Source organism: Faecalibacterium sp. DFI.5.82 (assembly GCF_029076575.1).
Taxonomy (GTDB): Bacteria; Bacillota; Clostridia; order Oscillospirales; family Ruminococcaceae; genus Faecalibacterium; species Faecalibacterium duncaniae.
This window is the reverse complement of sequence record NZ_JARFIS010000011.1, coordinates 70,110-92,475: the sequence shown is the minus strand read 5'-3', so window position 1 is coordinate 92,475 and position 22,366 is coordinate 70,110. Positions and strand designations below refer to the sequence as shown.

The window sequence follows — 22,366 nt, the reverse complement described above, 5'->3', positions numbered from 1 at the left end:
ATGACAAATGTGGCCGGACATTTAAGAGAACAAAACGGTATGTATCAGATGATTCTGAGCTGGAAAGACACAGATGGAAAGCGCAGAACCAAATCCATCAGCACAGGACTTCCTGTTAAAGGAAACAAAAAAAGAGCTGAATCTCTGTTGCGTAAAACACAAAAAGAGTTTAACCCTGAAACGATGCAGCAGGTTTCCGACCTGCCGGTATCGGAATATCTGAACCGCTGGCTTCGGGAAAGCGTGATGAACCTTCCGCCCGAAACCTATGGCAGATATGCTTATGATCTGGGAAGAGTAGTTGTCCCATACTTTGAAAAGAAGCGGCTGTCTTTGAAAGCACTCTCTCCGCGCGATCTGGAAACGTTCTTCCGCTATGAGCGTCAGCAGGAGGAGGCCAGTGTACAGCAGCTTCTGGATTGGCACAAGGAGTTGACCGATGCCCTACAATATGCCGTTGACAATAATTGGCTGAAGGTCAGCCCCATCAAAGAAGTTGACCCCTGCCTTGATAACTCCCCGGTACTTTTCACCGACTTCATCACGGACTGGTTGAAAATGATGAAGTCACGAGTGGAAATCACAACCTATACCAGCTATGAAAGAGCAATCGTTCACAAGATCGTCCCATATTTTGAACCGCTCCACTATACATTGCAGGATATGGAACAGCATCCCAAATACATCCAAGACTTCTACCAGCATGAGTTGGATCGTGGCCTTACGGCAAACACCGTCATTCACTATCACGCCAACATCCGCAAATGCTTGCAGTACGCTTTTCAAATCGGCATGATCCGTTCCAACCCGGCAGATCGCGTTGAACGTCCTCGTAAGGAAAAGTTCAAGTCGGAGATTTACAGCGGTGAAGAACTGGAGCAGCTTTTCAAAGCGATTCAAGGTGACCCTTCGGAGTTTGGCGTTATCATGGCTGCATTCTACGGCCTGCGGCGCAGTGAAGTTGTTGGCTTGAAATGGGATGCCATTGACTTTGAAAACAAGAAAATCAGCATTCAGCATACGGTTGTGACCGCAAAGGTCAACGGAACGCTAACAGAAATCGCACGAGATAAGACAAAAACAAAGTCGAGCTGCCGGACACTTCCCCTAATCCCTGCCTGTGAGCAGATGCTCAATAAAATGAAAAAGGAGCAGGAGCAGAATCGGAAGGTCTGCGGCAAAAGCTATTGCACCGATTATCTTGACTATATCTATGTAGACCCGATGGGAAAACGGATTCGGCCCGATTTCCTGAGCCAACATTTCCCGGATTTTCTGGTCGCACACCAGATGAAGCGTATCCGCTTTCACGATCTGCGCCATAGCTGCGCCAGTCTGCTCTATGCCAATGGCGTGAGCCTGAAGGAGATTCAGGAGTGGCTGGGGCACAGCGACATCAGCACGACAAGCAACATTTATACACATCTGGATTTCTCCAGTAAGGTATCTTCGGCGAATGCAATCGTCAATATCTTCCCAGAAAACGCCAAAGTATAAAAAATGGGCAAAAAAGAAAAACAGCCTAAAATCTTTCGATTCTAAGCTGTTTTATGATGGAGTGCCGATGGTGGGACTCGAACCCACATGGTTTCCCGAACGATTTTGAGTCGTTTGCGTCTGCCATTCCGCCACATCGGCTGATATTCAATTTTGAGACATTCGTACCGGTTTCTGAAGATTGGAGGGATGTTCAGGAGGGATGTAAGAAATCCTGCTGCGACAAACCTTCAAAATTCAACGCACAATCGTGAATTTCTCGTACAGACAAGAAAAATCACGAAGCGGATTTTGAGTCGTTTGCGTCTGCCATTCCGCCACATCGGCTTATATTCAATTTTGAGACATTAGTACCGGTTTCTGAAGATTGGAGGGATGTTCAGGAGGGATGTAGGAAATCCTGCTTCGACAAACTTTCAAAATTCAACGAACACTCGTAAATTTCTCGCACAGACACGAAAAATCACGAAGCAGATTTTGAGTCCCCCTCGTCTGCCATTCCGACACACCGGCGTATGTAGAACGGTATTATTATAGCGGATTTTCCATCCAAAATCAAGACGCTATTCCCTTTTGCAGAAAAAAGAATTTTTCGCCTTCCTTTTCCGGGGATTCCGTGGTATCCTTACAGCAAAAAAGAGCCTGGAGGTTCCTATGAATCACACGTTTTCTGCTCCCGTTACCGCTGCACAGCGTCAGCGGGACACTCTGCTGGGCGCGCTGGTGGGGCTGGCGCGCTCCACGGTCAATGAACCCCAAACGGAGGACACTGACCGCGTGCTAGCTGCCGGTCTGCGGCTGGCGGCTGACCCGGAGGCCGCCAAGAGTGCGCTGCTCCGGATGACTGACATCGTTGAAGCCGAGAAGCACCGGGTGGCTCCCAACTGCGCTACCTGTGCCATGCCCTGCGGAAACACCAGCAATTATGACCTTGCCCGTTTATGGGGCGCACCCGCAGAAATTTGTGCCCTGAAAGTTCGACTGCTTTCCGCGGTCTGCGTCCTTGCCGGACAAAAAACGACGGCACAAATCCAGAAGGAGATCTGCGATGATCTATTTGTGCTGGCAGAGGACTGGGATGCTGAACTGCTGCTGTCCATCGTCACACGGGCCGAGGGACTGTGCGCCCAGTAACTTTTCCAGAAACAAAAAAGCATTTCCTGCCTGAAAACGAACCTTTTTTCACAAAACCTCTTTACAAATGCGCCGCAAAAAACTATTATATAGTTATATGCTGCTGTTTGATGCAAAGTTTTTCTACCGGTGCATTCCGGTATTATTCCCACACGCAAAACTATATGAGAAAGAAGGTAGAATCCATGTCAGTGAAAAAGCCTGTCGTTCCTGCCGCTGCAGAAGCTCCCGCAGCCGAGGCAAAGCCCGCACGCAAGACCGCAAAGTCCGCTGTCAAAACGGAGAAAGCCCCCAAAACGGAAAAGACCGCCCACAAGGGCCGTCCCCCGCTTTCCCCTGAGATCTACGTTGAATTTGCCGGTAAGCAGTATAACATCACCGATCTTGTGGACCGCGCCAAGGCTGATTACCGCCTGACCCACAAAGTGGGCGTGCAGTCCTGCAAGATCTACGTCAAGCCTGAGGAAGAGGCCGCCTACTATGTCGTCAACAAGGTCGGCGGCAAGCTGCCTCTGTAAAGACTGCGTTTCTGTTTTTCATCGCACAGAAAAAGACCAGAGCTGTTCTGCCAAGTGGCAGTTCAGTTCTGGTCTTTTGTTTTACAATGTTACAAACCCATACGCTCTTCCCTGACGCGGAACGCGGGCTCTTACTTCAGGAACTTGTGCACGGCGCGGGCCACGATGCCGCCCAGGATGCCGGAGACGAGGAACTCAGCCACGCCCTGGACACCAACCAGCAGCACAACGAACATCAGGGGGTTGGCAGCGCCCTTAACGGACACCAGGTTCTGGACATAGTCGCAGTTGTAGAACGCCAGCACGATATAGCCCATGAAGAACAGGGTGTTCAGGGCCGGAGCGCACATGGCGCTGACGATATAGCTCCAGGTGCGGCTCTTGTCCAGCTTGCTCAGGCCGTTGAAGATCAGGCCCACACACACGCCCATCAGCACACGCATGCCCACGCAGAGGATAAAGGTGTTGACAGGGCTGACCTGGAACAGAGCGCCGGTCATGGCGGAAGCGCCGGTAACGGCATCATAGAAGCTCACCGCGCCGAACACGCCGCCCAGCACAGCACCGGCCACAGGGCCCATGGTGATGGCACCCACCGCAATGGGCAGGGTCAGGAAGCTCATGTAAAGCGGGCCCATGGGCACACTGCCCAGGCCGATGGCCTTCATTACAAGCTCGATGGCGACCAGCAGTGCCAGTCGGGTGAGAGTGCGAAGATCGTTGTTTTTCATAATTCAGTTTTCCTCCTGCTGCCGTTCCGCCCTATACGTCGGATACGGCGCAAATCTGGTTTTTGATAAAATGTCAGGGACGCTTGAAAATTTATAAACGACCTCACCCTCTCCGTCATTGCTTCGCAATGCCACCTCTCCCGAAGGGCGAGGCCTTGGCAATCCATGCAAAGTTTGCGGTTTTGTCAAAAGCTCCCCCTTTGGGGGAGCTGGCACGAAGTGCCTGAGAGGGTTAGGATGTTTATCTATCACAGGGAAATTTGATGCCGGCGCTCCGCCGGGCCACGGTCAGCACACGGCTGACGGCCACGGAGGTATCCAGCATCCGGCTGCACAGCTCCTGGTCACCGCCCTCGATGGCCTTGGCAAAGGCGTGGAACTCCGCCGCCTGCCGGGGTCTGCCGCCGTTCAGGTTGAAGTGCTCTTCCTTGCCCTGATTGGGGTGGAAGGTCACGCCGCCGCACCAGTTGGCCGTGGATTTCTGCAGGATATAGCCCTTTGTACCCTGGATGACATACCGGGCAGGCGCACCGCAGTCCTTGGCGGCCATGCTGACTGCCTTGAAGCTGTTGTACTCCATGGTCAGGATACCGCTGGTGTCGATGCCGCGCTCCATGTTGGGCAGGTAGTGCACCTGATTCGGCTCGCCGAACAGGCCCACGATATAGCTGATGTTGTAGACATTCAGATCCATCAGGGCACCGCCCGCACACTCCGGGTCAAAGGAGACCGGCGTTTCCCCGGCACAGAAGGCATCGTAGCGGCTGGAATACTGGCTGAAATTGCACTGCACCAGCTTCACCCTGCCGATGCGGGGCAGCAGCTCCCGGATCTTGTTGTAGTTTTCGAGGTACTGGGTGGTCATGGCCTCAAACAGGAACACCTTTTTGCGGCGGGCCAGCGCTGCCAACTCCTCGGTCTGGGCAGCAGTGCAGGCCATGGGCTTTTCCACTATGACATGCTTCCCCGCTTCCAGCGCCACCTTGGCATAGCGGTAATGCTGCAGGTTGGGCACGGCCAGATAGACCACATCCACCCACTGCAATAATTCAAAATAGTTCGTGGTGCGCTGGGGAATGCCGTACTGTTCGCACATCTCGTCGGCCACCGGCGCACTGCGCTGGGTGCTGCAGAGCGCCTGCACCGTAAAGGGGCAGTCCGGCCCTGCCAGCCAGGGCAGAAACTCCCGCACGATCATCCCCGTGCCCAGGATCCCTAGTTTCATTGTTCTCTCCATCCTGTTTCGTCGTCAGCCGTTTTTGCTCTTCTCCTCGCGGCGTTCCCGGCGCTGGGAGCGGGGACGGCGGCCCCGGCGGAAATTGTTGTTCGGGTTCCGCCGCCTGCCCCCGGCGGCATAGTGCGGCTGAGGTGCGTTCATCTGGTACAGCAGTGCCAGCCCCTTCAGCAGCAGCTCCGGGTCGTAGGTCAGCGGATGGCGGCAGAGCGGCGTGACATACTTTGCCAGCCCGCCCGTGACCACCAGGGTGGCCGGACGGCCCAGCTCTTCCTCAATGCGCTGGGTGATGCCGTCCAGCAGGACTGCCGTGCCCAGCACAGAGCCCGAAAGCATACAGCTCTCAGTGTTCACACCAATGGCTGCTTTGGGGGAGCTCAGCCGCACCTGCGGCAGCTGGGCACAGCGCTCCCCCAGAGCCCGCAGGCCGGTGGAAAGCCCCGGGCAGATCACACCGCCCCGGAATACCCTGTTCTCATCCACAACATTAAATGTAGTGGCAGTGCCCAGATCCACGGTGATGACCGGCAACGGGAAGTTCGCCGCAGCGTAAGCGGCATCCACCAGCCGGTCCTTGCCCACGGCATGGGGGTCAGGCACCCCCATGGTCAGGCCTGTGCGGATCTCCGGTGAAACGATGACCGGCTTTTTGCCGGTGTAATAGCGGGCGCACTCAGCCAGTGCCCCGGTGATCTGGGGCACTACGCTGGTCAGCACCGCGCCCTCGAACCGGATGGGCTTTTCCGGGTGGCGGCGGTGGGCAAACACCTTTTCCATTTCAATGCGGTATTCCGCGGCGGTACGGGTGCGCACCGTATCCATGTGGGCCACAAAGCATACACGTCCGTCCTTGATGCCGCCCAGGGCGACGGTGGTGTTGCCTATATCAATGGCTAAGATCATATTTTACCTTTCCTGCAAAACCTCTCAGGCGCTTTGCTCCGGCTCCCCTGCCAGAGGAGCCGGGTGGCTTGCCTCTCCCGGCAGGAGAGGCGGCAAAGACGCAGACCTTGACGGAGAGGTTTTATTCTAAGTCAAGCTATTTTACCGCATTTTTGCGCTGGATACAAGACCCAACCGAAAGATTTTGTTGTGCTGGCGGTGATTTTGGATTATACTAAAGAGGCAAACCCGCAAAACAGGAGGTTTTTTGGATGGATCTGCAGGGCAAATGCGTCCTTTTGGGCGTTACCGGCGGCATTGCCGCCTATAAAATGGCAAATGTGGCCAGCGCACTCAAAAAGCTGGGGGCGGACGTGGAGGTCATTATGACCGAGAACGCCACCCATTTCATCACCCCTCTCGTCTTTGAGACGCTGACCGGCCACAAATGCATGGTGGATACCTTCGACCGCGATTTCAAGTTCGAGGTCACCCACATCTCGCTGGCCAAAAAGGCGGATGTCGTTCTGGTGGCACCGGCCACGGCCAACGTCATTGCCAAAATGGCCCACGGCATTGCCGATGATATGCTCACCACCGTGGTGCTTGCGGCCAAGTGCCCCAAACTGGTCAGCCCGGCCATGAACACCGGGATGCTGGAAAACCCCATCACGCAGGACAACCTCAGCACGCTGGAGCACTACGGCTTCACGGTCATCCCTTCTGAGAGCGGGGTGCTGGCCTGCAAGGATGTGGGCAGCGGCCGCCTGCCCAAGGAGGATGTGCTCATCGAGTACATCCTGCACACCATCGCCCGGCCCAAGGATCTGGCCGGTGTCCGCGTCGCTGTGACCGCCGGGCCCACGCAGGAGCCGCTGGACCCCGTACGCTACCTGACCAACCACTCTACCGGCAAGATGGGCTATGCCATCGCCCGGGCCGCCGCCATGCGGGGAGCAGAGGTCACCCTCATCCACGGCCACACCGACCTGCCGCCGGTCCGCTTCACCACCGATGTTCCCATTACCACGGCGCAGGATATGTACGATGCCGTGACCAGCCGCTTTGAGGAGATGGACGTGCTGGTGATGGCTGCCGCCGTGGCAGACTACCGCCCCGTGACGGTGGCAAGTGACAAGATCAAGAAAAAGGACGGCGACCTCTCCATCCCTGTGGAGCGCACCGCCGACATTCTGGGCACCATCGGCCCGAAAAAGACCCACCAGTTCCTCTGCGGTTTTTCCATGGAGACCCGGGATATGGTGGAAAACTCCACGGCCAAGCTGACCCGGAAGAATCTGGACATGGTGGTGGCCAACAACCTGAAAGTCGCCGGGGCCGGTTTTGGGGTGGACACCAACGTGGTCACCTTCATCACCCCCGACGGCACCCGGGAGCTGCCCCTGATGAGCAAGGCCGATGTGGCCGATGCCATTCTGGATGAGATTTTGAAGCGCAGAGGTTTATAAAAACTTTTATCCCTCTCCGTCAACCCGGCGGAGAGGGTTGTTTTTGTAAGAAAAACGTTCACTTTACCCTGCTTTTACAAAAACATTTTTCAAAATCCGGGCAAATCACTTTCCAAAAGTGCAATTTTGATGTATTCTATTCCTATCCGCTGTTCAGGACCACTGTCCGCGGAGGAACCACAAACGAAAGAGGGGTGCGCACAGATATGCTGAAATATCTGGCAAAACGCATCGGGCGTTCCATCCTGACGCTGTTCGTCATTGTAACGCTCGTGTTCTGCCTGCTGCGGCTGATGCCGGTGGAAGGCTACTTTGCAAACTATGAAAAAATGACCGAGGCCCAGATCCAGGCGGGCCTGCAGTCCATGGGCCTGCTGGATCCGCTGCCGGTGCAGATCGGCCGCTTCTGGTGGAATGCCCTCCACGGCGACCTGGGCGTGAGCCATATTTATAAGGTAAATGCCTCGGTCACCGGCATCCTGGCCAAAAAGCTGCCCATCTCCATCCAGATGGGCGTGTTCGCCATGCTGCTGAGCCTGGTCATCGGCATTCCCATGGGCCTGCTGATGGGCCGATTCAAGAACCGCTGGCCGGATAAGATCGGCACCGCCATCATCGTGCTCATTCAGGCCGTGCCTGCTGCCGTGTATTACCTTTATATTCAGATGTACGGCACCACCGCCCTGGGCGTGGGCCTGCTGTTTGATGCCTCCGACTGGCGGTACTGGGTGCTGCCGGTCTGCTCCATGAGCCTGGGCAACGTGGCATTCTACGCCATGTGGCTGCGCCGCTACATGGTGGACGAGAGCAACAAGGATTACGTCCGGCTGGCGCTGGCCAAGGGCGTGAGCGAGAGCAACATCGCCCTGCGCCACATCTTCCGCAATGCCATGGTGCCGCTGGTGCAGTATATTCCCTCTGCCTTCCTGAACACTGTGGTCGGCTCCATCTACATCGAGAGCCTGTATTCCATCCCCGGCATGGGCGGCCTGCTGGTCACCTGCGTCCAGCGCCACGACAACACCATGGTGCAGGGCATCGTGCTGCTGTACGCCTGCGTGGGCATCATCGGCCTGATCCTGGGCGATCTGCTCATGGTGCTCATCGATCCCCGCATCAACTTTGGCAAGAAAGAAGGTGGCCGATAATGCTGTTCCACATGAAAGATCACAAGGCAGCTGTTCTGGAAAACGATCTGAACAAGCTGCAGAAGGACGGCCCCGCCGCTTGGGCCGACCTGCCCGAGGACGAGCTGTTCACCCCCGCCGGGTTCAGCGAGGAGCGTGCCGAGGCCACCTCCTACTCCAATTACAGCTATTGGGGCAGCACCTTCCGTGCTTTCTTCAAGAATAAGATCGCCGTGGCCCTGCTCATTGCACTGGTGTTCGTGGTGGGCTTTGCCTTTTTGCAGCCCTATCTGCCCGGTCAGGCAGATCCCAATCTCTGCCAGGTAGACTCTACCACCGGTATCCAGTTCCGCAATATCGCCCCCGGGGAAGAGGGCTTTATCTGGGGTTCCAACGCCATCGGCCAGGACCTGTGGGCCCGCATCTGGGCCGGTGCACGCACCAGTCTGACCATCGCCTTCTTCGTGGCCCTCATCGAGGCCGTGGTGGGCATCACGGTGGGCGTGCTCTGGGGCTATGTCCGCCAGCTTGATTTCTTCTTCACCGAGCTGTACAACATCTGCGATAACATCCCTTCCACCATCATCCTGATCCTGATCTCCTATGTCGCATCCCCCAGCATCCAGACCCTGATCCTGGGCATGTCCATCACGGGCTGGATCGCCATGGCGCGCTTTATCCGCAACCAGATCCTGATCATCCGCGACCGTGATTACAACGTGGCTTCCCGCTGCATCGGCACCCCCATCCGCCGCATCGTGCTGCGCAACCTGCTGCCCTATCTGGTATCGGTCATCATGCTGCGCATGGCCCTGACCATCCCCGCCGCCATCGGCAGCGAGGTGTTCATCACCTATATCGGCCTGGGCCTTTCTGTGGAAACGCCCTCTCTGGGCAACCTGATCAACGACGGCCGCAAGGTGATGATGCAGGCGGGCCTGCGGTACCAGCTGCTCTACCCCACCATCATCCTGAGCTTTGTCACCATTGCGTTCTACCTCATCGGCAACGCCTTCTCGGACGCTGCTGACCCGAAGAACCACCTGCAGTAAGGAGGGACAGAAGATGGAAAAAAATCAGCTCATCCTTTCTGTAAAGGACCTCAACATCAAATTCAACCTGCGCGGCAAGGTGCTGCATGCCATCCGCGGCATCGACCTGGACATCTACCACGGCGAAGTCCTTGCCATCGTGGGCGAATCCGGCTCCGGCAAGAGCGTGTTCACCAAGAGCTTCATGGGCCTGCTGGATGCCAACGGCTCCATCACCTCGGGCACCATTGATTATTACGGTGCCGATGACGGCAAGCCCATCCGCCTTTCCGACCTGAAAAAGGAGAAGGACTGGCTGAAGGTCCGGGGCCATGAGATTGCCATGATCATGCAGGACCCCATGACCAGCCTGAACCCCCTGAAGACCATCGGCGACCAGATCATGGAAGCCGTGGAGCTGCACCAGCATCTCAAGGGCAAGGCCGCCCGGGAAAAGACCCTTGAATACCTGCGGGACGTGGGCATTGCTGACCCCGAGGTGCGCTTTGCGCAGTATCCCCACGAGTTTTCGGGCGGTATGCGCCAGCGCGTCGTCATTGCCATTGCGGTGGCCTGCAACCCGCAGATCCTGATCTGCGACGAGCCCACCACCGCACTGGATGTGACTATTCAGGCCCAGATCCTGCAGCTGCTCAAGGAGATGCAGGTCAAGTACAACCTGACCATCGTCCTCATCACCCACGATCTGGGCGTGGTGGCCAACATCGCCGACCGGGTGGCCGTCATGTACGCAGGTGACATCGTGGAGATCGGCACCTCCGATGAGATCTACTACGACCCCCGCCACCCCTACACCTGGGCGCTGCTGTCCAGTATGCCCCAGATGGGCATCAAGGGCGAGGATCTGTTCAACATTCAGGGTACACCCCCGAACCTGTTCACCGAGATCCACGGCGATGCCTTTGCGCCCCGCAACCCTCAGGCGCTGAAGATCGACTTTGTCAAGCGCCCGCCCTACTTTACGGTCAGCCCCACCCACAAGGCCAAGACCTGGCTGCTGGACCCCCGGGCCCCCAAGGTGGAGCCGCCTGCCGCCGTCAAACTGTTGAAAGAGGAGGGGATGCAGGATGCCTGAAAATCGTGACATTCGCGTTTGCGAAGCAGCGAACACCCCGGCGGGGTGTTCGAGCGAAAAAACGGTCTTGCGCCAGCAAGATGGAGAGGCTTCGCCCCGGCAGGTCCTGCTTGAGGTCAAGGACCTCGAGGTGACCTACGGCTCCGGCCGCAAGGCCTTCAAGGCCGTGAACCGTGCCAACTTTGAAATTTACAAGGGTGAGACCTTTGGTCTGGTGGGCGAGTCCGGCTCCGGCAAGACCACCATCGGCCGCGCCATCATGCGCATCCTGCCCACCTCGGGCGGCGAGGTTCTGTACAAGGGCCAGAAGATCAACGGCAAGATCTCCCGCCAGCTGGACCAGCAGGTCATCAAGGAGATCCAGATGATCTTCCAGGACCCGCAGTCCTCCTTGAACGAGCGTGCCAAGGTCAGCTACATCGTGGGCGAGGGCCTGCAGAATGTCCGGCCCGACCTGACCGCCGCCCAGCGGGAAGAGAAGGTCCGGCAGGCACTGCTGGATGTGGGCCTGCTGCCTGAATTCGCTTCCCGTTTCCCGCATGAGTTCTCCGGCGGCCAGCGCCAGCGCATCGGCATTGCCCGCGCCCTGATCGTGGAGCCTGAGTTCATCATTGCCGATGAGCCCATCTCGGCTCTGGACATGTCCATCCGCGCCCAGGTGCTCAACCTGCTGCGCCATCTGCAGAAGGAGCGCGGCATCACCTACCTGTTCATCGCCCACGACCTCTCGGTCATGCGGTACATTTCGGACCGCATCGCCGTCATCCACAAGGGCGATATCGTGGAGCTGGCCGATGCGGAAGAGCTGGTGACCCATGCCATCCACCCCTACACCCGCAGCCTGCTTTCCGCCATCCCCATGCCCAACCCCAGGCTGGAGCGGAAGAAAAAGCTGCTGGTCTACGACCCCGCCATGCACGATTACACGCAGGAGGCTCCCCAGTGGCGGGAGCTGCGCCCCAGCCACTGGGTGCTCTGCAGCGAGCAGGAGGCCAAAGACTGGCTGACTGAAATGTAAACTTTCTCTTGCGTTTTTTGACAAAGTTCGCCCTTTGTTTCTTGACATTTCCACCCTGCTCTACTACAATAGCTCTTGTACGTATTGTGTTGTTTTTAACAAACGGACGAAATTTAAGACCCTGTTGAATCCGGCTGCCCCAGCTGCGGGTGCAGTGACTGCTCAAAGGACAAAGGACAATTTATGACAACATCCAACACCCCGATCTATGCTTCCCAGGCACGTCCCTGGCTGAAATTCTACGATCAGAAGTACATTGACCAGACCATGCCCGCCTGCACGGCGTTTGAGCTCGTCTGCCGGCAGAACAAGAACCGGCTGGGCGAGACCGCACTGGAATACTATGGCCGCAAGTTCACCTACGCTGATTTTATCGTCAACGTCAAAAAGACGGCAGCAGCCCTGCGGGCCGCGGGCCTGAAAAAGGGCGATATCGCCACTGTGGTCAGCGTGATGACCCCGGAGATCATCTTTGCATTCTATGCCGCCGACATGATCGGCGCGACTCTGAACCTGGTGGATCCCCGTTACAGTGTGGAGGGCATCCGCGAGTACATCGAAGAGGTGGATTCCCACCTGCTGATCTGCCTGAATGTGGTGTATGAGCGCTGCCATCAGGCTGCCAAGCGCACCCATGTGGAGCATGTGGTGGTGCTCTCCCCGGCCGACTCCCTGCCGCTGCCTCTGGCGCTGGGTTACAAAATCAAGAATCTCGACAAGAACAAGTATCACTCCAATGTCATCCACTGGAAGCAGTTCCTTGCTGCCGGGAAGGACGAGAGCATTGCCGCGGAGCCCTATGACCCGGAGCACGCCTGCGTGGTGGTGCACACCGGCGGCACCACCGGCTCCCCCAAGGGCGTAATGCTGACCGATAACAACTTCAACGGCATCGCCATGCAGTTCTCTGCCTGCGACACGCTGTTCTCCAAGGGTCAGTCCCTGCTGAACATCATGCCCCCCTTCATTGCCTACGGCTTTGCCTGCGGCGTACATCTGCCGCTGACGCTGGGCATCAAGGTGGTCATCGTCCCCAACCTCGACCCCAATAAGCTGGGCAGCCTGATCTGGAAGTACAAGCCCGAGCACATGTTCGGCGTGCCCTCCCACTACCAGCAGCTGGCTGTTGACCCCAAGCTGCAGAACAAGGATCTCTCCTTCATCCGCAACTATGCCGCGGGCGGCGATGCCATTGCCCGGGGTGCCGAGCAGACGGTCAACGACTTCCTGGCCGCTCACAATGTGGAATTCCCCATCGCCAAGGGCTACGGCATGACCGAGGTCTCCTCCGCCGCCACCGCTGCTGCCGGCCGGAACAACAAGCCCGGCAGCGTGGGTCTGCCGCTGGTCAACACGCTGGTGTCCGTCTTTGAGCCGGGCACCGACACAGAGCTGCCCATCGGCCAGCGGGGTGAGCTGTGCATCTCCGGCCCCGGCGTTATGAAGGGTTACTACAACAAGCCTGCTGAGACCGCCGCCATCAAGCACACCCATGCGGATGGCCGGGTCTGGGTGCATACCGGTGACATCGGCTATCTGGACGAGGACGGCTTTGTCTATCTGGACAGCCGGATCAAGCGGCTCATCATCCGCCACGATGGCTTCAAGGTGTTCCCCTCCATGATCGAAAATGTGGTCAGCCAGCATCCCGCCGTGCATCAGTGCTCTGTGGTGGGCTGCGCCGACAAGGATCATGTGCAGGGCCGCCTGCCTTTTGTCTATCTGGTGCTTGACCCTGCGGTTCCCGCCGCCAAGCGCAAGCAGATCATCAAGGAGCTGCGTCAGCTCTGCATTGAGGAGCTGCCCGAATATGTCCAGCCCGTGGGGTACAAGATCATCCCCGAAATGCCCCTGACACTGGCCGCTAAATTTGATTATCGCAAGCTGGAAGAAGAGATCACTCCCCGCGATTATTAAGCAGAATAATACACATTGGAAAGGATTCGTGACGACACCATGAAAAAGAAACTGATTGGCCTGGCCCTCTCGGTCGCCATGCTGTTCTCTGTCCTGAGCGTTCCGGCCTTTGCAGCCGCCCCGGAAGAGAGCGCAGACCCCGCTCTGACCACTGAACAGACCGCCGCAGAGGAGGAGAACTGTTTCTTCACCTCCAGCAGCACCGAAGAAGAGAAGGAGCCCAACTCCATCACCTATGTTGCCCTGGGCGACAGCATCTGCGCCGGTATCGGCCTGACTACCGTTCAATATGCACATAACTTGATGGGCGTGGACGTTTCCTTCAACTTCAAGGGTTACCCCGAGGCCTGCTATGTGGGTCAGGTGGGCAAAAGCCTGAACCTCGACCGGGATCATGCCATCAATCTGGGCCTGCCCGGCGTGATGAGCAAGGATATGCTGGAGCTGGTCAAGACCGGCACCATGGCCGAGATGAACACCCTCTCCGGCTGCCAGTACAATTACCCCGAGTTTGTAGATTACATCAAAAGTGCCGATGTTATCTCCATCCAGCTGGGCTCCAATGATGCCTTTGTGCCCACCGTGGTCTCCTTTGGCGAGGCTACCAACTGGAAAAGTGAGGACCTGGCTTCCATCGTGCTCAGCGGCAACCTGCGCGGCAGCAGCAAGGAAACCGAGGACGCACTGAACGAGAGCCTGAAAAAGCTCAGCCTGACCCGCAGCGAGAAAGATGCCGTCTGGAACCTGTTCTTCTCCGGCATGAACAAGATCTGCGAGAACGCTTATCCCGAAAGCAGCAGCAACCTGCGCCAGATCGTGGCGACTGTCAAGGAGCTGAACCCTGATGCCCAGATCCTGATCATCGGTGCCACCAACCCCGTGCCCCTGCTGCCCAGCTGGAGCGATTACTTCAGCAAGCTGAACAACTACGAAAAGCAGCTGGCCGATGTTTACGGTGCCACCTACGTTTCCATCCCCTTTGCTCAGACTGAGCTGGATGGCCACCCCACCGTCTCCGGCCACAAGTACATCGCCGACAAGATCGTCAAGGCAATCGAGGCCCAGCAGTAAAACGAAAGAGGAACAATCCTCTCAGTCAAAGCCTGCGGCTTTGCCAGCTCCCCCGAAAGGGGGAGCTTTTTTGATGCCGTAAAGTACAGCACCAAACCTCTCCCCTCGGGAGAGGTGGCATTGCGAAGCAATGACGGAGAGGGTCGTCCCTCTCGATGAAAAAAATATTACTTTTCGTAACTCTGGGGCAGCTCGTTCTTGGGGTCACGGTCCATCAGGGAACGCACCGCCTCGGCGGCGCTCATGCCCTTGTTCACAACAGCGTTTACGGTCTGAACGATGGGCATTTCCACCTGATACTTGGCGGCAAGTTCCAGCGCGGCAGGCAGGGCGTTCATGCCCTCGACCACCATACCGACCTCCTTCACGGCCTGCTCCGGGGTCTCACCCTTGCCGATAAGGATGCCGGCCCGGTTGTTGCGGCTGTGCATACTGGTGGCGGTCACGATCAGGTCACCGATGCCAGCCAGACCGGCAAAGGTGTGGACATTGCAGCCCATGGCCACGCCCAGCCGGGCAAGCTCGGCAATGCCGCGGGTGATGAGTGCGGCGCGGGCGTTGTCGCCATAGCCCAGGCCGGTGGAGATGCCCACGCCCAACGCAATGACGTTCTTCATGGCACCGCTGAGTTCCACGCCCTTGATGTCCTCATTGGTGTACACACGCATGACGTTGTTGGTGAACACCGTCTGCACGAATCTGGCCGCTTCCATATCCTTGCTGGCCGAAACGATGGTGGTGGGCAGGTCGATCGCCACCTCCTCGGCGTGGGTGGGGCCGCTCAGGGCCACCAGACGCACCCCCTTGGGACCGCCCTCTTTGCCCAGCTCATCGGCTAGGATCTCCGTCATGGTGAACAGGGTATCCTTTTCAATGCCCTTGGCAACGTCCACAATGATCTGACCGTCCGGCACAAAGGGCCGGGCTTTGGCTGCGGTGGAGCGCACGAACACCGACGGCACCGCGAACAGCAGGATCTCCTTGTCCGTGCACACCTCTTCCACGCTCTTGGTGAACTTCATCTCTGCCGGAATGGTCATGCCGGGCAGATTGGGGTGGACCCGGGTGGTGGAAAGGTTGTCGATCTCCTGTTCCAGCGCCGACCACACGGTCACGTCATTGCCGCTCACCGTCAGCATCCGCGCCAGAGCCATGCCCCAGGTGCCTGCACCCAGAATACCAATTTTATGCTTCATTGTGTTTTGTCCTCCGTATGCGCCGGGCTGCTTGTGTGCCCGGCCTGTTCCCCGCGCTTCCTGCACGGGGCCTGTCTGATTCCATTTTACACGAAACATCGTACCGCGTCAACTCCTTGCCAGTCTGCACAAAGTTAACCGGTGTTTTCTTTTGTTTTTGGCCAGAGTGAAAGATTTTCGCCAATGGATTGCACTTGTCTCCATTTCATGCTATAGTATTTTGGTAGGAATTGTAGGATATGCTCTTGACCTGAACCATAGTTTAAGGTGTATCCTAAAGATATTCCACCGTTTTTTGTCAATAAGGAAGAAAAATATGTTTGAAGCACTTCTTACCAACCGCACGGTCAGCGTGCTGTGGGAGGCCCTGCCCCGCATCCTGACGGCAGGCCTGACCATGACCATTCCCCTGACCCTGATCTCCTTCAGCCTTGCCATGGTCATTGCAGTGGCTGTTGCGCTGGTGCAGTACGCCAATGTTCCGGTGCTGCGCCAGATCGCCCGGTTCTACATCTGGGTCATCCGGGGCACGCCGCTGCTGGTGCAGCTGTTCATCATCTTCTACGGCCTGCCCAGCCTGGGCATCATGCTGGATGCTTTTCCGGCAGCCGTCATCGCCTTTGCCTTCAACGAGGGTGCCTACTGCGCCGAGACCATGCGCGGCGCGCTGGAAAGCGTGCCCCAGGGCCAGCTGGAGGCCGGTTCCTGCGTGGGCATGACCTGGTGGCAGATCATGCGCCGCATCGTTCTGCCGCAGGCCCTGCGCACCGCCGTGCCCTCCCTGTCCAACTCCCTCATCAGCATGATCAAGGACACCTCTCTGGCCTCCAACATCACGGTGGCAGAGTTGTTCATGGCAGGCCAGCGTGTGGCAGCCCGCACCTACATTTTCCTGCCCATCTACTGCGAGGTGGCTGTGGTCTACCTGCTGTTCTGCACCATCATCACCAAGCTGCAGGCGCTGGTGGAGCGGCAGCTGAACGCACACGGCTTCCAGTGAGAAAGGGGTGGACGGTATGGCCATGTTAGAGATCAAAGACATCCACAAAACATTTTACACCTATGATGATAAGCCCCGCTTCCACATCGGGCCTTTCCCGCGCGGCACTGCCCGCCGGGTGCGCAGCGCACTGCACGTCCTGAACGGCGTGGACCTGAGTGTGGAAAAGGGAGACGTTGTTGCCATTCTGGGCCCTTCCGGCTCCGGCAAGACCACCCTGCTGCGTTGCCTGAACTTTCTGGAGACCGCTGACAGCGGCACTCTGGTGTTCGACGGCGAATCCTTCGATCTTGGCAGGATCTCCCGGGCCGACATTGCCCGCCTGCGCAAAAAAACGGCCTTTGTGTTCCAGAACTACAACCTGTTCCGGAACAAGACAGCCCTGCAGAATGTGACCGAGGGCCTGATCGTTGCCCGCAGGATGCCAAAGGAGCAGGCAGACGAGATCGGCAGACGGATGCTGGAAAAGGTCGGTCTGGCCGACCGGGCCGACTACTATCCCCGCCAGCTTTCCGGCGGACAGCAGCAGCGCGTTGCCATTGCCCGCGCCCTTGCCACCGACCCTGAGATCATTTACTTTGATGAACCCACCAGTGCCCTTGACCCGGAGCTGACCGGCGAGGTGCTCTCGGTCATGCGGAAGCTGGCCGAAGAGGGCATGACCATGCTGGTGGTCACCCACGAGATGGGCTTTGCCCGCAACGTCTCCTCCAAGACGGTATTCATGGAGAACGGCGTGGTGGTGGAGCAGGCCCCTTCCCACGAATTCTTTGCCCACCCCCGCGAGGAGCGAACCCGGGAGTTCCTGCGGAAGATCGAGCATACAGCATAAGGATACAGCTTTTTCTATGAAAGGATCTTAACTATGAAGCGCAGAACTTTTATTTCGATGATGAGTGTCATGGCCGCTGCCGGCGTTCTGACCCTGTCCGGCTGCTCCAACAGCAGCACCTCCACCGCCGCAAGCGCCGGTGCATCCTCTGCTGCCGGTTCCTCTGCTGACCAGCTGGCTGCCATTCAGGCCAGTGGCAAGCTGATCGTGGCACTGGAGGGCGCATGGCAGCCCTGGAGCTACCATGACGAGAGCGACACTCTGGTGGGCTATGATGTCGAGGTCTCCCGCGCCATCGCCGAAAAGCTGGGCGTGGAGCCGGAGTATGTGGAGAGCGATTGGGACAGCCTGTTCGCCGGTCTGGACGCTGGACGCTTTGACATGGTCTGCAACGGCGTGGAGGTCACCGACGAGCGCGCCCTGACTTATGATTTCACCACCCCCTACGGTTACATCCACACCGCTCTGGCCGTCCGCAAGGACAACGACGAGATCAAGACCTTTGAGGACCTGAAGGGCAAGACCACTGCCAACAGCCTAGCTTCCACCTACATGGAGCTGGCTGAGAGCTACGGTGCCACCGTGCAGGGCATCGACACCCTGGAGGAAACCATCCAGCTGCTGGCTGCCGGACGCATTGATGCCACCCTGAATGCGGATGTCTCCTTCTACGATTACCTGAACGTCCATCCGGATGCCGACTTCAAGATCGTGGCCCAGACTGAGGATGCCTCCCACGTTGCCATCCCTCTGCGCAAGGGCGACAACAGCGCCACCCTGCTGGAAGCCGTCAACAACGCCATTGATGAGCTGCGCGCCGACGGCACCCTGAAGGAGCTGAGCGAGAAGTACTTCGGTCAGGATATCTCCTCTGAGAACTGAGCTTTCCCTGAATACGCCAGGAGGGCGGCTGCATCAGCAGCCGCCCTCCTTTTGTTATGCGTGAAAATAATCATAGATGGTCTGTGCCAGCTGGGGGCCAACGCCAGGGGTATTTTCCAGCTGGTCGGGGGTGGCCTCCCGCACAGCACCCACGCTCTTGAACTGTGTCATCAGGGCCTTGGCCGTTTTGGGACCCACGCCGGGCACCTCTGTCAGGGTGGAGGAATAGCTCTTCTTCCGCATCTGCTGCTTGCGGTAGGCATTGGCAAAGCGGTGGGTCTCGTCCTGGATGGCCGTGATAAAGGTGAATGTCCCCCGGTTCATATTGATGGCGATCTCCCGGCCCTCACTGTCCACGATGGCGCGGGTACGGTGATGGTCATCCTTGACCATGCCGTAAAGGGGCACATCGGCCAGCGAAGTTCCTGCCAGTGCCGCCTTGGCCGCGCTGACCTGTCCCCGGCCGCCATCCATCAGCAGCAGATCCGGCTTCTGCCCGAAATAATTATCGCTGCCCTGCCCCTGTGCGGCCAGCGCGGCGTATTTCTCATACTCTGCCGCCCGCCGGGAAACCGTCTCGGCCAGCGAAGCGTAGTCGTCCGTCCCCAGCACGGTCTTCATCCGGAACTTCCGATACCCGGCTTTGTAGGGCTTGCCATCCCGGAAGGTGACCATGCCGCAGACGCTGGTGCCATCGCCCCAGTTGGAGATATCGTAGCTCTCAATGGTGCGCGGCGGCTTGGAAAGCCCCAGCACCTGCGCCATCTCATCCAGCAGCTTTTCCTCACGGGCATAGCGGCCGCTCTCCCGGGCCAGCCGTTCCACCGCATTGGTGTGGGCCATCTCCACCAGATGGGCCTTATCGCCCCGCTGGGGCACATAGAGCTGTACCTCACTGCCTCGCTTTTCGTTCAGGGCCTGCTGCAGCGCCTCGCTGTCCGGCGGCAGCTCGTCCACGGCAATGATCTTTGGAATCTGCTCATCATCCAGGTAGTACCGGGGCAGAAACTCCTCCCGCACGGCGGCAATATCTGCCGTATCGTGGAAAAGGAACTCCCGCTTATCGGTCAGCCGCCCCTCCCGGAAGCGCAGGACCGCCGCGCAGACACTGCTGGGGGTACCGGCCAGCGCCACCACATCCATCTCCACCTCCGGGTCCACCACGACCTTCTGGCCCGCTGTCACCTTGGTGATGGCGTTGATCTGGTCCCGGAGGAGGGCCGCTGTCTCAAATTCCAGCCGGTCAGAGGCTTCCAGCATCCGCTCGTTCAGGGTCTTGAGAATGTCCTTTTTGCCGTACCGGATCAGATGCACCGCATTTTTCACGGCCTGATTGTAGTTCTCGCAGCTGATCTTGCCGCTGCACACGGCCATGCACTTGCCGATATGGGCATTCAGGCAGGGCCGCCCCTTGCCGATATCCTGGGGGAACCGCTTGCTGCACCGGGGCAGCAAAAAGGCATCCAGCGCGGTCTCGGCCATCTGCCGGGCCGCAAAGGACGAGGTATAGGGGCCGATGTATTCGGCATCGTCCTCCTCCTTTTGCAGCACGAAGGAAAGGCGGGGCCAGGCTTCCCGGGTCACCTTGATATAGCTGTAGCCTTTGTCATCCTTCAGCAGGATATTGTACTTGGGGGTGTGCGCCTTGATCTGGCTGGCTTCCAGCACCAGCGCCTCGAACTCACTCTGGCAGACGATGACATCAAACGCATAGGCGTGAGCGATCATCTGGCTGACCTTGTTGTCGTGGGGCACACCCTCGCGGAAATACTGGCTCACCCGGATGCGCAAGCGCTTGGCTTTGCCGATATAAATGATGGTATCGCTTTTGTCCCGGATGATATACACACCGGGCAAAAGCGGCAGCATACAGGCTTTCTGATATAGTTCTGCTTTGGTCATGGCAGCTCCTTGGTAAAACAAAAAGCGGCAGGAAAAACATCCCGCCGCCTCAAAAATCAAAGGCTCGAATTACTCTGCAAAGCCAGACTCGACCAGCTTGATCAGGCCGTCAACAGCAGCCTGCTCGTCTGCGCCGTCAGCGATGATGCGGATGGTGGTGCCGCCCACGATGCCCAGAGACAGAACGCCCAGCAGGCTCTTAGCGTTCACGCGGCGCTCTTCCTTCTCGACCCAGATGGAAGACTTGAACTCGTTAGCCTTCTGGATAAAGAAGGTAGCCGGACGAGCGTGCAGACCAACCTGATTTTCAACGGTAACTTCTTTGACGTACATAGTAAAACGCTCCTATCTATTATCGTTCTCGGGAATTCGATTTGTTTCTTGCCTGTTGCGTTGTACCTATTTTAGCGCAAGCCGAAACCAATGTACAGCCCCAGAACGCATTTTTGGCGGTTTTCCCAATGATGAGGGGGGTCTTTTTCGCCTTTTATACAAAGATAACAAAATTATTCCCCCAGTGTTGGCCGGGTAATACAAAAGTTTTCAACATTTTTTCGACCTTCGACAGTTTCCCGGCCCGTTCGACCCTGTTTTCAGCCCTGATAGCGCATTTCCAGCACCTGACTGGGGCGCACCACCAGCGGGTCTTTGGCCGGGTCGAATTTCTCCTTTGCGCCCACTACCTGCCAGCCCATGCGGCGGTAAAGAGCCAGTGCCCGGGTGTTGGTGTTCAGCACCGTAAGCACCGGGTGCTCATGCTCCGGCAGCTTCTTCCGGGCGAAATCCAGCATCTTCTGGCCGATGCCCCTGCCCCGGGCGCTCTCCGTCACAAAAAGATGCTCCACCTGCCCGGTCTTGTGGTGTACGCTGACCGTGGCATCCGGCACATCCTTGGTATAGTGGAGGTAGCAGACCCAGCCTTCCTGCTTTTCCTGCTGCAGCTGCGGCAGGAACATTTCCGGGGTCAGGGCATCCAGCGCTTCCTGCACCCAGCCCCTGGCGCAAATGCTCCGGCGGCCCTCCGCAAACAGCTTTGCGGCAGCCTCCATCTGCTCGGCGGTCTTGACCAGCCGGACATTCTCGCCCCGCTTCCACTTGGGGATCTCGGTCAGGGGATGGGTCTCACACCACTGCTCGTAGAGCTCCGGGCGGCGCAGACGGGTGCGCTCCCGGCTCTGCTGCCCCCGCCAGGCATCGATCTTCTGGTGGTTGCCCTCCAGCAGGACAGGCGGCACAGCACGGCCCTCCCAGACCTCGGGCCGGGTGTACTGGGGGTACTCCAGCAGGCCGTCCCAGTAGCTCTCCTCCTCGTAGCCCTTCTGCTCGGCCAGAACGCCGGGTTTCAGGCGGAGGACGCTGTCTGCCACCACCAGGCTGGCCAGCTCGCCGCCGGTGAGGATATAATCGCCGATGGAGATCTCCTCGTCCGCAAAGGCATCGATCACGCGCTCATCAATGCCCTCATAGTGGCCGCAGACCAGGGTCAGGTTGTCGTACTGGGCCAGCCGCCGGGCGTGCTCCTCGGTATAGCGCTGCCCACCTGCCGTCAGGAATACTATATGCGGCGCAGGCCGTCCCTGTTCCTGCACTTCCTTCTGGACTGCCCGCAGGCAGTCGGCAATGGGCTGGGCATAGAGCACCATGCCGCAGCCGCCGCCATAGGGATAGTCGTCGGTCTGCTTCTGTTTATTCAGGGTGTAGTCCCGGATCTGGTGGCAGTGGGTCTCAATATATCCCTTTTTGGCAGCGCGGCCGATGATGCTGGAATCCAGCACCTGCTGGCACATCTCCGGGAAAAGGGTCACGATGTCCACACGCATCCCCATGGC

The 22,366-nt window shown here is 58.0% G+C and carries 20 protein-coding genes and 1 tRNA gene; 13 read left to right on the top strand and 8 right to left on the bottom strand.

From position 1 onward, the window contains the following. Positions 1-1,497 (top strand): site-specific integrase, encoded by a 1,497-nt coding sequence (locus P0G09_RS12960; RefSeq protein ID WP_097775163.1) that lies wholly within the window; start codon positions 1-3, stop codon positions 1,495-1,497. 62 nt (positions 1,498-1,559) lie between these two features. Here the strand turns inward: P0G09_RS12960 and P0G09_RS12955 are convergent. After that, positions 1,560-1,638 (bottom strand) — tRNA-Leu (locus P0G09_RS12955). A gap of 513 nt (positions 1,639-2,151) precedes the next feature. On the opposite strand from P0G09_RS12955, the gene P0G09_RS12950 reads away from it, so the two are divergent. Further along, positions 2,152-2,631 carry a hypothetical protein gene (locus tag P0G09_RS12950; RefSeq protein WP_275252881.1) on the top strand — a complete coding sequence of 160 codons (480 nt, stop codon included), beginning with the start codon at positions 2,152-2,154 and terminating at the stop codon, positions 2,629-2,631. 185 nt (positions 2,632-2,816) lie between these two features. Beyond that, on the top strand, positions 2,817-3,149 hold the full coding sequence (locus P0G09_RS12945; RefSeq protein WP_035393739.1) for a DUF6465 family protein: 333 nt from the start codon (positions 2,817-2,819) through the stop codon (positions 3,147-3,149). Positions 3,150-3,280: 131 nt separating this feature from the next. Here the strand turns inward: P0G09_RS12945 and P0G09_RS12940 are convergent, their stop codons facing one another. The 3 genes from P0G09_RS12940 to P0G09_RS12930 form a co-directional block, all read right to left on the bottom strand. After that, positions 3,281-3,880: an ECF transporter S component gene (locus P0G09_RS12940; protein ID WP_097771480.1), complete on the bottom strand. Its 600-nt coding sequence runs from the start codon at positions 3,878-3,880 to the stop codon at positions 3,281-3,283. Between the two features lie 241 nt (positions 3,881-4,121). After that, positions 4,122-5,105: a Gfo/Idh/MocA family oxidoreductase gene (locus P0G09_RS12935; protein WP_275252879.1), complete on the bottom strand. Its 984-nt coding sequence runs from the start codon at positions 5,103-5,105 to the stop codon at positions 4,122-4,124. 24 nt (positions 5,106-5,129) lie between these two features. Next, positions 5,130-6,017 carry a type III pantothenate kinase gene (locus P0G09_RS12930; RefSeq protein ID WP_275252878.1) on the bottom strand — a complete coding sequence of 296 codons (888 nt, stop codon included), beginning with the start codon at positions 6,015-6,017 and terminating at the stop codon, positions 5,130-5,132. A 251-nt stretch (positions 6,018-6,268) separates the two neighbouring features. Here P0G09_RS12930 and coaBC point away from each other — a divergent pair, with 251 nt between their 5' ends. The 7 genes from coaBC to P0G09_RS12895 all read left to right on the top strand — a co-directional run bounded on the left by coaBC (position 6,269) and on the right by P0G09_RS12895 (position 14,725). Further along, positions 6,269-7,465, top strand: coding sequence for a bifunctional phosphopantothenoylcysteine decarboxylase/phosphopantothenate--cysteine ligase CoaBC (gene coaBC, locus P0G09_RS12925; RefSeq protein WP_275252877.1), 1,197 nt, complete (start codon positions 6,269-6,271; stop codon positions 7,463-7,465). Positions 7,466-7,671: 206 nt separating this feature from the next. Then, a complete protein-coding gene (locus P0G09_RS12920; protein WP_156059757.1) occupies positions 7,672-8,613 on the top strand; it encodes an ABC transporter permease in 942 nt (313 codons plus the stop codon). Next, entirely contained in the window at positions 8,613-9,644 is a 1,032-nt protein-coding gene (locus tag P0G09_RS12915; protein WP_005931769.1) for an ABC transporter permease, read from the top strand. The genes P0G09_RS12920 and P0G09_RS12915 overlap by 1 nt, the downstream gene beginning before the upstream one ends. A 13-nt stretch (positions 9,645-9,657) precedes the next feature. Further along, positions 9,658-10,719, top strand: a complete 1,062-nt coding sequence (locus tag P0G09_RS12910) for an ABC transporter ATP-binding protein (protein WP_097771486.1) — start codon at positions 9,658-9,660, stop codon at positions 10,717-10,719. Then, positions 10,712-11,737 carry an ATP-binding cassette domain-containing protein gene (locus tag P0G09_RS12905; protein ID WP_275252876.1) on the top strand — a complete coding sequence of 342 codons (1,026 nt, stop codon included), beginning with the start codon at positions 10,712-10,714 and terminating at the stop codon, positions 11,735-11,737. Before P0G09_RS12910 ends, P0G09_RS12905 begins: the two co-directional genes overlap by 8 nt. A 183-nt stretch (positions 11,738-11,920) precedes the next feature. Further along, positions 11,921-13,654: a class I adenylate-forming enzyme family protein gene (locus P0G09_RS12900; RefSeq protein ID WP_275252875.1), complete on the top strand. Its 1,734-nt coding sequence runs from the start codon at positions 11,921-11,923 to the stop codon at positions 13,652-13,654. A gap of 39 nt (positions 13,655-13,693) precedes the next feature. Further along, positions 13,694-14,725 carry a GDSL-type esterase/lipase family protein gene (locus P0G09_RS12895; protein WP_275252874.1) on the top strand — a complete coding sequence of 344 codons (1,032 nt, stop codon included), beginning with the start codon at positions 13,694-13,696 and terminating at the stop codon, positions 14,723-14,725. A gap of 167 nt (positions 14,726-14,892) precedes the next feature. Here P0G09_RS12895 and P0G09_RS12890 read toward each other — a convergent pair whose 3' ends face one another. Further along, positions 14,893-15,921, bottom strand: a complete 1,029-nt coding sequence (locus P0G09_RS12890; protein WP_097773420.1) for an NAD(P)H-dependent glycerol-3-phosphate dehydrogenase — start codon at positions 15,919-15,921, stop codon at positions 14,893-14,895. A 316-nt stretch (positions 15,922-16,237) separates the two neighbouring features. Here P0G09_RS12890 and P0G09_RS12885 point away from each other — a divergent pair, with 316 nt between their 5' ends. Genes P0G09_RS12885 through P0G09_RS12875 form a run of 3 tightly spaced genes read left to right on the top strand, consistent with a single transcriptional unit; the run spans position 16,238 to position 18,635 of the window. Continuing rightward, the gene (locus tag P0G09_RS12885) at positions 16,238-16,921 is read left to right on the top strand and encodes an amino acid ABC transporter permease (protein WP_005931789.1); all 684 of its coding nucleotides are present in this window, start codon (positions 16,238-16,240) and stop codon (positions 16,919-16,921) included. A 16-nt stretch (positions 16,922-16,937) separates the two neighbouring features. Next, on the top strand, positions 16,938-17,753 hold the full coding sequence (locus tag P0G09_RS12880) for an amino acid ABC transporter ATP-binding protein (RefSeq protein ID WP_098924510.1): 816 nt from the start codon (positions 16,938-16,940) through the stop codon (positions 17,751-17,753). 33 nt (positions 17,754-17,786) lie between these two features. Beyond that, positions 17,787-18,635 (top strand): transporter substrate-binding domain-containing protein, encoded by an 849-nt coding sequence (locus tag P0G09_RS12875; protein WP_275252873.1) that lies wholly within the window; start codon positions 17,787-17,789, stop codon positions 18,633-18,635. 54 nt (positions 18,636-18,689) lie between these two features. Here the strand turns inward: P0G09_RS12875 and uvrC are convergent, their stop codons facing one another. The 3 genes from uvrC to trmD all read right to left on the bottom strand — a co-directional run bounded on the left by uvrC (position 18,690) and on the right by trmD (position 22,363). Beyond that, positions 18,690-20,537, bottom strand: coding sequence for an excinuclease ABC subunit UvrC (uvrC, locus tag P0G09_RS12870; RefSeq protein ID WP_154277057.1), 1,848 nt, complete (start codon positions 20,535-20,537; stop codon positions 18,690-18,692). A gap of 69 nt (positions 20,538-20,606) precedes the next feature. After that, positions 20,607-20,870, bottom strand: coding sequence for an HPr family phosphocarrier protein (locus tag P0G09_RS12865; protein ID WP_005920365.1), 264 nt, complete (start codon positions 20,868-20,870; stop codon positions 20,607-20,609). 260 nt (positions 20,871-21,130) lie between these two features. Then, positions 21,131-22,363, bottom strand: coding sequence for a tRNA (guanosine(37)-N1)-methyltransferase TrmD (gene trmD, locus P0G09_RS12860; RefSeq protein WP_275252872.1), 1,233 nt, complete (start codon positions 22,361-22,363; stop codon positions 21,131-21,133). Between the last annotated feature and the right edge of the window lie 3 nt (positions 22,364-22,366).

Excerpts from the sequence above, each read along its gene's own strand:
- P0G09_RS12960 (WP_097775163.1), top strand. The coding sequence starts at position 1 with ATGACAAATGTGGCCGGACATTTAAGAGAACAAAACGGTATGTATCAG.
- P0G09_RS12950 (WP_275252881.1), top strand. The coding sequence starts at position 2,152 with ATGAATCACACGTTTTCTGCTCCCGTTACCGCTGCACAGCGTCAGCGG.
- P0G09_RS12945 (WP_035393739.1), top strand. The coding sequence starts at position 2,817 with ATGTCAGTGAAAAAGCCTGTCGTTCCTGCCGCTGCAGAAGCTCCCGCA.
- P0G09_RS12940 (WP_097771480.1), bottom strand. The coding sequence starts at position 3,880 with ATGAAAAACAACGATCTTCGCACTCTCACCCGACTGGCACTGCTGGTC.
- P0G09_RS12935 (WP_275252879.1), bottom strand. The coding sequence starts at position 5,105 with ATGAAACTAGGGATCCTGGGCACGGGGATGATCGTGCGGGAGTTTCTG.
- P0G09_RS12930 (WP_275252878.1), bottom strand. The coding sequence starts at position 6,017 with ATGATCTTAGCCATTGATATAGGCAACACCACCGTCGCCCTGGGCGGC.
- coaBC (WP_275252877.1), top strand. The coding sequence starts at position 6,269 with ATGGATCTGCAGGGCAAATGCGTCCTTTTGGGCGTTACCGGCGGCATT.
- P0G09_RS12920 (WP_156059757.1), top strand. The coding sequence starts at position 7,672 with ATGCTGAAATATCTGGCAAAACGCATCGGGCGTTCCATCCTGACGCTG.
- P0G09_RS12915 (WP_005931769.1), top strand. The coding sequence starts at position 8,613 with ATGCTGTTCCACATGAAAGATCACAAGGCAGCTGTTCTGGAAAACGAT.
- P0G09_RS12910 (WP_097771486.1), top strand. The coding sequence starts at position 9,658 with ATGGAAAAAAATCAGCTCATCCTTTCTGTAAAGGACCTCAACATCAAA.
- P0G09_RS12905 (WP_275252876.1), top strand. The coding sequence starts at position 10,712 with ATGCCTGAAAATCGTGACATTCGCGTTTGCGAAGCAGCGAACACCCCG.
- P0G09_RS12900 (WP_275252875.1), top strand. The coding sequence starts at position 11,921 with ATGACAACATCCAACACCCCGATCTATGCTTCCCAGGCACGTCCCTGG.
- P0G09_RS12895 (WP_275252874.1), top strand. The coding sequence starts at position 13,694 with ATGAAAAAGAAACTGATTGGCCTGGCCCTCTCGGTCGCCATGCTGTTC.
- P0G09_RS12890 (WP_097773420.1), bottom strand. The coding sequence starts at position 15,921 with ATGAAGCATAAAATTGGTATTCTGGGTGCAGGCACCTGGGGCATGGCT.
- P0G09_RS12885 (WP_005931789.1), top strand. The coding sequence starts at position 16,238 with ATGTTTGAAGCACTTCTTACCAACCGCACGGTCAGCGTGCTGTGGGAG.
- P0G09_RS12880 (WP_098924510.1), top strand. The coding sequence starts at position 16,938 with ATGGCCATGTTAGAGATCAAAGACATCCACAAAACATTTTACACCTAT.
- P0G09_RS12875 (WP_275252873.1), top strand. The coding sequence starts at position 17,787 with ATGAAGCGCAGAACTTTTATTTCGATGATGAGTGTCATGGCCGCTGCC.
- uvrC (WP_154277057.1), bottom strand. The coding sequence starts at position 20,537 with ATGACCAAAGCAGAACTATATCAGAAAGCCTGTATGCTGCCGCTTTTG.
- P0G09_RS12865 (WP_005920365.1), bottom strand. The coding sequence starts at position 20,870 with ATGTACGTCAAAGAAGTTACCGTTGAAAATCAGGTTGGTCTGCACGCT.
- trmD (WP_275252872.1), bottom strand. The coding sequence starts at position 22,363 with ATGGGGATGCGTGTGGACATCGTGACCCTTTTCCCGGAGATGTGCCAG.